We start from the raw sequence: 7271 nt of genomic DNA on the forward strand, positions 1-7271 counted from the left end.
ATAATTTTCAGGAATGCCGTGCATGGATGATTTAACCCTGCGTTATTACGAAGCAGAGATGCGCTACCTGCGCGAAGCCGGTAAAGAGTTTGCCCGGGCTCATCCGGACCGGGCAGCAATGCTTAATCTGGATAAACCTGGTGCCCGCGATCCCTATGTGGAACGCCTGTTCGAAGGCTTTGCCTTCCTGATGGGCCGTCTGCGTGAAAAGCTGGATGATGATCTGCCGGAGCTCACCGAAGGGCTGGTGAGTCTGCTGTGGCCGCACTATATGCGGACTATCCCGTCGCTGGCCATCGTCGAATTCTCACCTGACTGGCGTGGTCTGCGCCAGGCCGAAATGCTGGCTGAAGGCTTCTCCGTTCTGTCTCGTCCTGTCGGGCCGCATAAAACCGCCTGCCAGTACCGGACGACCCGCGATGTGCCGCTACAACCGCTGCACCTTGCAGATGCCCGCCTGCACACGGAAACCGATGGCCGCTCTGCTATCCGTCTGCGCTTCGAATGCCCGGAAAAAGTGGACTGGCGTAAAGCCGGGATCGACAAAGTCGCCATTTTCCTTAACGCAGAGAGTCCGGTTAGCTCAGCGCTGCATCTGGCCATGACCCGTCGTGTACATGCCATGTATGCCCGTCATGCCGGGACGCACACCGAACGTCATCCGTTTGACGGCTGGTGCAAACCCATGGGTTTTGATGACAATGACGGCCTGTGGAAGAAAGCCGATACTGCCTTCAGTGGTTACCAGCTGCTGCTGGAGTATTTCAGCTTCCGTCCGAAGTTTATGTTTGTTGAGCTGCGCGGTCTTGACACCATCGGGCTCACTGCGGCCAGCACCTGGTTTGAAATCGACATTGTGCTCAGTGAAGCCTGGTCATCCGATCTGCCTTTTGAGACAGAAAACTTCCGCCTGCACTGTGCGCCGGTTATCAATCTTTTTACCCTGGAAGCCGATCCGCTGACCCTTGATCCACTGGAGAATGAATATCTGCTGCGCCCCCTGCGCCTTCAGGATGGTCACACCGAGATTTACAGCGTCGATAATATTCACGGCGCAGTGAAGAATGGCAAACATCCTTATGTGCCGTTCACCAGCTTCCGGCACCGGGGCGGTATGATGCGCCACGATGCCCCTGAGCGTTATTACCACACCCGCGTGAAACGCGGTCCCTCTGGCCTGTATGACACCTGGTTAATTCTCGGGGGGCGCTCGTTCGAACTGGAGCAGCTGTCCGAAAAACCAGAGTCCCTCTCGATGCGAATAACCGGTACCAACGGCCAGCTTCCGCGCAAAGCGCTGGAAAGTACGCTGCTGGACAGGGTAGTCAAAACCGGCAAGGTTCCCGTCAGGGTACTGAATGTCACAGCACCGACGATGCCGCTGTATCCCCCGGCAAACGACCGTTTTCACTGGCGGGTGATGAGTCACCTCGGCTCAAACTTCCTCAGCATGATGGACAATCCGGAGGTGCTGCGGGGCACGCTGGCGCTCTATGACTGGACCGACGATGAAATGAACCGCCGTCGGCTTGAAGCGATAGTCGCCGTGAAGCACACCCTGATCCGTCGGTTTGAGAAGGGCTTTATGCTCCGGGGCGTGGACATTGAGGTCACGCTGAATATGGACAATTTTGCAGGCGAGGGCGATGTTAATCTCTTTGGCGAGATGTTGCAGCGGTTCTTCGCGCTTTATGCCGATATTCACCTCTTTAACCAGCTCACGCTGGTGCTGCAACCGACAGGGAAACGACTGAGATGGTGCGAGAATCACAGCCAGCACGTACCGGGCTGACGCAGGCCCTTAACTATAAAATGTAGTCAGCTTATGCCTAAGAGTTTGAATACACATATTGATGCAGACATAGCTTGTGAAGAGGATGAGAATCCTGGTTCAGCTAAAGATGAACCTGATTCGTTAACAGCGGAAGGTTTATCGCCGGTTTTCAATCAGGCTGAGACCATGAAAGTCAGTCAGGTCGTCTGTAAATCGTTTAGTGACTGACAGGGAGTGTGAATCGTGTCTGTATTACCCAAAATTGTCTGGCCTGTCCCCTCCAACAAGCGGGGAAGTGAGTTCAAAAATCAGGAAGAGATCCTCTCCCAATTGGGTGGCGAATCAACCGGTCAATATACGATTGGTCGCAGCGGGATGTGGCATGGCGGGATCCATATCACCGAAGCCACAACCCCGTGGTGTGCGCTGAGTGGCAAATCACCTCTGGAAGCGGTGGATTTTCCGGTTCCTTTTAAAGGCGAGCAGGCGGTGCGATGCATGGCTGACGGGGAAGTGGTTGCTTATCGAGTCTGCAAGGATTATCTGACGCTTGCATGGGAATCCGGTCCGCTGAGTTTCTCCGGCTCATTCGTCCTAGTAAAACACTATATTCAACCGGGTGAAAAAGAGACAAGCGGGCTGCATTTCTATACTCTGTATATGCATCTGGCCCCGTATTCAGCCTATAGTGTCAATACTGCTGAAACAAAATGGACGCTTCAGGATTCGCTGTCTGCCTACGATCCTGAATGGGTGATGTCAGCCAGTACAAAGAACAAAGATGTCAGCGACAGCTATGAAAAAGGCACGATGCCTAAGGGATCTGTTGTCGAGTGGGATAAGACGGACGGGAGCCTCCATACCATCGCGTTCAATAAGCGTGAATACGGTCTTGTTACTCTTATAAATTTCCCTGAAGAGACTTCGAAGAAAAAGAAAGGAACCTCGCTTAAGTCGGGTCAGCAATACTGGATACTGGTGGATAATAACAATATTTCGCCAGGTACAAGCGGTGTGGTCCAGCCTTCCTGGTGGCAGAAACTGATGCCCCCGGCAAAAGAAGCGATGAAATTTGACCAGGTTGTGTGCCCGCCGCCCTATGCCATCAGAGCTGGTGATCCTGTTGGTCATATGGGGTACTATCAGGCACCTAAGGACGGTGGCTATGAGGCCCGGTATCAGGTACATATCGAATGCACAAGTATGGATGATAACCTGGAAACGTTCCTGACCAACCCTGAGCAGGTTGGAGAAAAGAATCCACTCTGGCTGATGTATGTTCCGGGTCTTGCGCTGTACAAAAAAGAGGTTGCAACCGGAACGTTCACAAAGGATACCAGAGTGACCACCGTGACCGGGATCTTGCCACTGAGTCAGGTGCAAATTGAAACCGATAAGACGACCAAACAGGAATACTGGCAACTGCGACCAGAAAATGCTTATGTGCTCAAAGGACAGGCTGAACCACAGCTTCTGTCACAGTATGATCTGGCAAAGCTAGGATTCAAAACTGAAACCGCAGAGCCTGTCAGCTTTGATTATCTGGATGGAAAAAACCAGCCCACTGGATTCTTCCGTAACCTGATCGACACCCTCTACCAGGCCGCGACCGATGATACACGAACCAGTCATGCCCTGGTTAAACATAATTATCAGCGACTTCTGGATAAAATTGATAGTGGAAGCGATCGCTATTCTCCAATGGAATACTGGAAAGCACTTCATAATCCCGATTATCGTGACGTTATTCAGAAAACAATAGTAAAACATCCCAGCGACTGGTACTTCAAAAAAGGCGATGCTATCTGGCAACCGTTCCTGAATGCGCTGAAGAAAGAAGCCCCTGAATGGAAGAAATATAGCGAAGATTTTCTCGATAAAATGGCCTGGATGCAAGATGTGACGACTGAAAATCTGGGGCCTGATCTCTGGCATATGCACCCAATAGTATTTTTGGGTTCATTTACTAAAAGAGACAAAATTATATGGATGAAAAAATTTACAGAAAAATTTGGAGTAATTAAAGCAGATGCATTTAGGTCCAAGTTATTGGAGGTTTCCAATGAGTTAAGTATTGATCCGAACTACATTATGGCTTGTATCGCACTGGAAACGGGAAAAACATTTAGAACAGACATCAAAAACCCAGGCTCATCTGCAACGGGTCTAATTCAGTTTATGGATGATACGGCCAAAGATCTTGGAACTTCAACTCGTCAACTTCGGGCAATGGACCACGTAGAACAAATGGAGTATGTTAAGAAATACTTCAAAATGCAGGCGAACAATGTCGGGGTTCCAACAGAACAGTGGACTCTTGAGGATGTATATTACTCGATATTCAGACCTAAAACGATACTACTCGGGCCAAATGATATTGTTTATCAAAGAAGTGACGGAGACTATTATAGTAAGAATCTATATCATGATAGAAATAGCGACGGAAAGATCACTAAAAATGAAATAGCAGAAAATATTAGAGTAAATTACAAATTAGGCATTCCTGAGGCAGGATAATATGACAACGCAATTAAAAAAATTTACAACAGCATTATGCTTGTTAGTTATATCAACATCGGCATGTTGCGCCCATAGCAAGGATGTCTTAGTCAATGCCAATAGGCTAAAAAGCACAGGTTTTTTGGATGGACAGACGGGTTCTGTAGATGTTGACCTGAACGGTGATGGATACGAAGATACCATTGAATATACTTTTTCAAGTACAACGCCACCTGGTACATGTGACCAGTCAGATTGCATGTCTAGTCTGGACAACTCTCCAATATTAACATTCCAGATAAAAATGCATGATGGTAAGTCTATCGATGGTTCATACATGTGTACCTCTCTAGATGTTTCAAAGGAACTTCACAATGGAATGAAAGACATATTATGCGGACCCAAATATATACTTCGCTGGAACGGTGAAGAATATGATACAGACTAATTAGTACTATGAGCACCTTCTAATAGGAGGTGCCAAGTTCCAACCTAAAATGATTATTAATATCACGATGAATATGGACAATTTTGCAGGCGAGGGCGATGTGAATCTCTTTGGCGAGATGCTGCAACGGTTCTTTGCGCTCTATACCGATATTCACCTCTTTAACCAGCTCACGCTGGGACTGCAACCAACAGGGAAACGACTGAGATGGCGCGAGAATCACAGCCAGCACGTACCGGGCTGACGCTGGCCCTTAACAAAGATATCTGGCAGGCCAATTTTTATCGTTTCTGCCAGTTGCTGGAGCAGGAAAATCCGGACGCGCCAAAACTGGGCACCACCAGCCATCCGGGCAACGACCCGGTACGTTTCAGACCCTGGCCAGGTATGGGTTTCCCGGTCAGTACCCTGAAAGCGGTGGAGACCGACGAAGACCATCCGACACTACCCCCAACGGTCCGCACGACATTTCTGGGGATGTATGGCGTGGACTCGCCTCTGCCAACTGCTTACCTGGATGACATTGCACAACGCCGCGAAGGCCATGAGGCGGTCACCTCGTTTCTGGATATTTTCAGCCATCGCATCACCACGCAGTATTACCGGATCTGGCGAAAATACGCGTATCCGGCCACCTTCGAGGCGGGGGGGCGCGATGCCACATCGCAATGTCTGCTGGGTCTGGTGGGACTCGGTATACCGGGCACGGCTGAGCAGGTGGCAACACCGGTTTCCCGTTTCCTGGCCCTGCTGGGTACCATGCGATTGCCCACCCGCAATACTGAAGGCATCCGGGCTCTGGTGAGCCTGCTGGCACCGATTACCCGGATATTTATCACCGAACCCGATCCGGTTAAGGTCCATATCGATAACCGCAGTGGGCTGGGTACCGGCAACCGCGTCCGTCTTTCACAGCGGGCCACGCTGGGTAAAACGGGCAGGGAAGCCTGTAGCAGAGTGCTGGTGACGCTGGTCACGGAAGATCCCGGCGAAGCCGAAGGCTGGTTACCCGGTGGCATCCTTCATACCGATTTGCTGGTCCTGATGCGCGTCTATCTTGGTTACCGCAGCAATGCCCGACTGCGCCTCACTGTACCCGTGTGGGTGTTGCCTGAGCCGCGCCTTGGCAAAGGCAGGCGTATTCAGCTCGGGCGCACCGGCCTGCTCGGACTGAAGGACGGCAGACTCAGCGATAACCAGGAAACCCTGACCGTCAGTCTGGGCTGCTATGAAGGGCTCCAGTATTCTGCGTTCCCTCCCGCTGAAGACGGGCATTACCGTTTCGACTAAATACGTATTCACATTCTCAATAAAGGAACTTTTGAATGGTAACAGTAACCCGCTGGTGGGCGCTGACGCTTATTGCCTGTGGTCTGCTCGCAGGCTGCGGTCTGACGCAGACCGTCACGGACGGTACGGTCAGCATCACGAAATCCATCTTCTACAAAAAAATTAAAACGCTGCATCTGGATTTTACCCCACGCACGGCCATTAACGCCGATGGCGCACAGACGCCGCTGGCGACCATGGTGCGGGTGTATCAGCTCAGGGATCGTAAAGCGGTTGATGCCGCCGATTACCAGACGCTGCTGCGCAAGGCAGATACGGTACTTAAGGACGACGTGCTGGCGTCAAAAGAGCTGCTGGTGATGCCCAACGGCAGCGTGACGCTCAATATGCCCATGGATGAAAATGCCCAGTTCGTGGCGGTGGTGGGGCTGTTTAACCGCCCGGATATGCAGGACAACCGCTGGCGCCTGGTGCTGACACGTGACGACCTCGACCCGGACAAACCCCGCACGATTGAACTGGGTGATGGCTGGCTCAGCCTTGTACCGGTAAAGGAGTGACATAATGGATAACTGGTCAGCGCTTTTTGACGGACAGACCCGTTACTTTCTGGATATCAATGACAGCACAGTGAAGCCGGATGTCCTGCGCTTTTACGGCAGGGAAGCCCTGAGCGAACCGTTCAAATGGGATATTGAGTTCACCACGCTGCAGGTGAACATTCTCCCGGAACAGGTGCTGATGAAATATGCCACCTTCCGGATGCGAAGCGGCAAAAATGTCCACGGCATTGTGACCCGCCTGGAATGGCTGTCCACATCCAGGGACCAGTCCCGCTACCGGCTCACGCTCAGTTCCCGCCTGGCGCTGCTGGCACACACCCGGCAGTGCGCCGTATTTCAGAACCAGTCCGTCCCGGAAGTGGTGGAGCAGGTGCTGCGCAGACACGGGCTGGAGGGACCTGATTTTGAATTCAGGCTGGAGCGCACCTACCCGCCGCGGGAAATTATCACCCAGTGGCGGGAAACGGATTTGCAGTTCATTCAGCGCATTCTGTCTGAGGTGGGAATTTACTGGCGTACGGAGATGGATAACACCCGTGAGCTGGATGTGTACATTTTTGCCGACAGCCAGCTTAACTACCGGTTTGACGTGCGCCTGCCCTACCGCGAGCCATCGGGGCTGTTTGACGGTGCGGCAGAGTCGGTCTGGGATGTGCGGACGTGGCACAGGATTGCCACCGGCACCGTCGCCACGCGG

General features: G+C 51.8%; 6 protein-coding genes and 1 pseudogene. All 7 read left to right on the plus strand.

Annotated features, from left to right (window positions below; genetic code table 11):
• The first annotated feature begins 22 nt into the window (after positions 1-22).
• On the plus strand, positions 23-1792 hold the full coding sequence (tssF, locus tag E0L20_RS10085) for a type VI secretion system baseplate subunit TssF (protein ID WP_131633837.1): 1770 nt from the start codon (positions 23-25) through the stop codon (positions 1790-1792).
• 225 nt (positions 1793-2017) lie between these two features.
• A complete protein-coding gene (locus E0L20_RS10090; protein WP_242673397.1) occupies positions 2018-4291 on the plus strand; it encodes a lysozyme family protein in 2274 nt (757 codons plus the stop codon).
• A gap of 1 nt (position 4292) precedes the next feature.
• Positions 4293-4721 (plus strand): hypothetical protein, encoded by a 429-nt coding sequence (locus E0L20_RS10095; protein WP_131633838.1) that lies wholly within the window; start codon positions 4293-4295, stop codon positions 4719-4721.
• A 55-nt stretch (positions 4722-4776) separates the two neighbouring features.
• A pseudogene (locus E0L20_RS10100) lies at positions 4777-4965 on the plus strand (type VI secretion system baseplate subunit TssF); the annotation flags it as partial.
• Positions 4929-6011 (plus strand): type VI secretion system baseplate subunit TssG, encoded by a 1083-nt coding sequence (gene tssG / locus E0L20_RS10105; RefSeq protein WP_131633839.1) that lies wholly within the window; start codon positions 4929-4931, stop codon positions 6009-6011. The pseudogene E0L20_RS10100 and the gene tssG, both read left to right, overlap by 37 nt.
• 35 nt (positions 6012-6046) lie before the next feature.
• On the plus strand, positions 6047-6571 hold the full coding sequence (gene tssJ / locus E0L20_RS10110; RefSeq protein ID WP_131633840.1) for a type VI secretion system lipoprotein TssJ: 525 nt from the start codon (positions 6047-6049) through the stop codon (positions 6569-6571).
• Positions 6572-6575: 4 nt separating this feature from the next.
• Positions 6576-7271 (plus strand): type VI secretion system Vgr family protein (locus E0L20_RS10115; protein WP_131633841.1); only part of this gene is annotated, 696 nt, incomplete at its 3' end.

Source organism: Enterobacter wuhouensis (genome assembly GCF_004331265.1).
In the GTDB taxonomy this organism is placed as follows: domain Bacteria; phylum Pseudomonadota; class Gammaproteobacteria; order Enterobacterales; family Enterobacteriaceae; genus Enterobacter; species Enterobacter wuhouensis.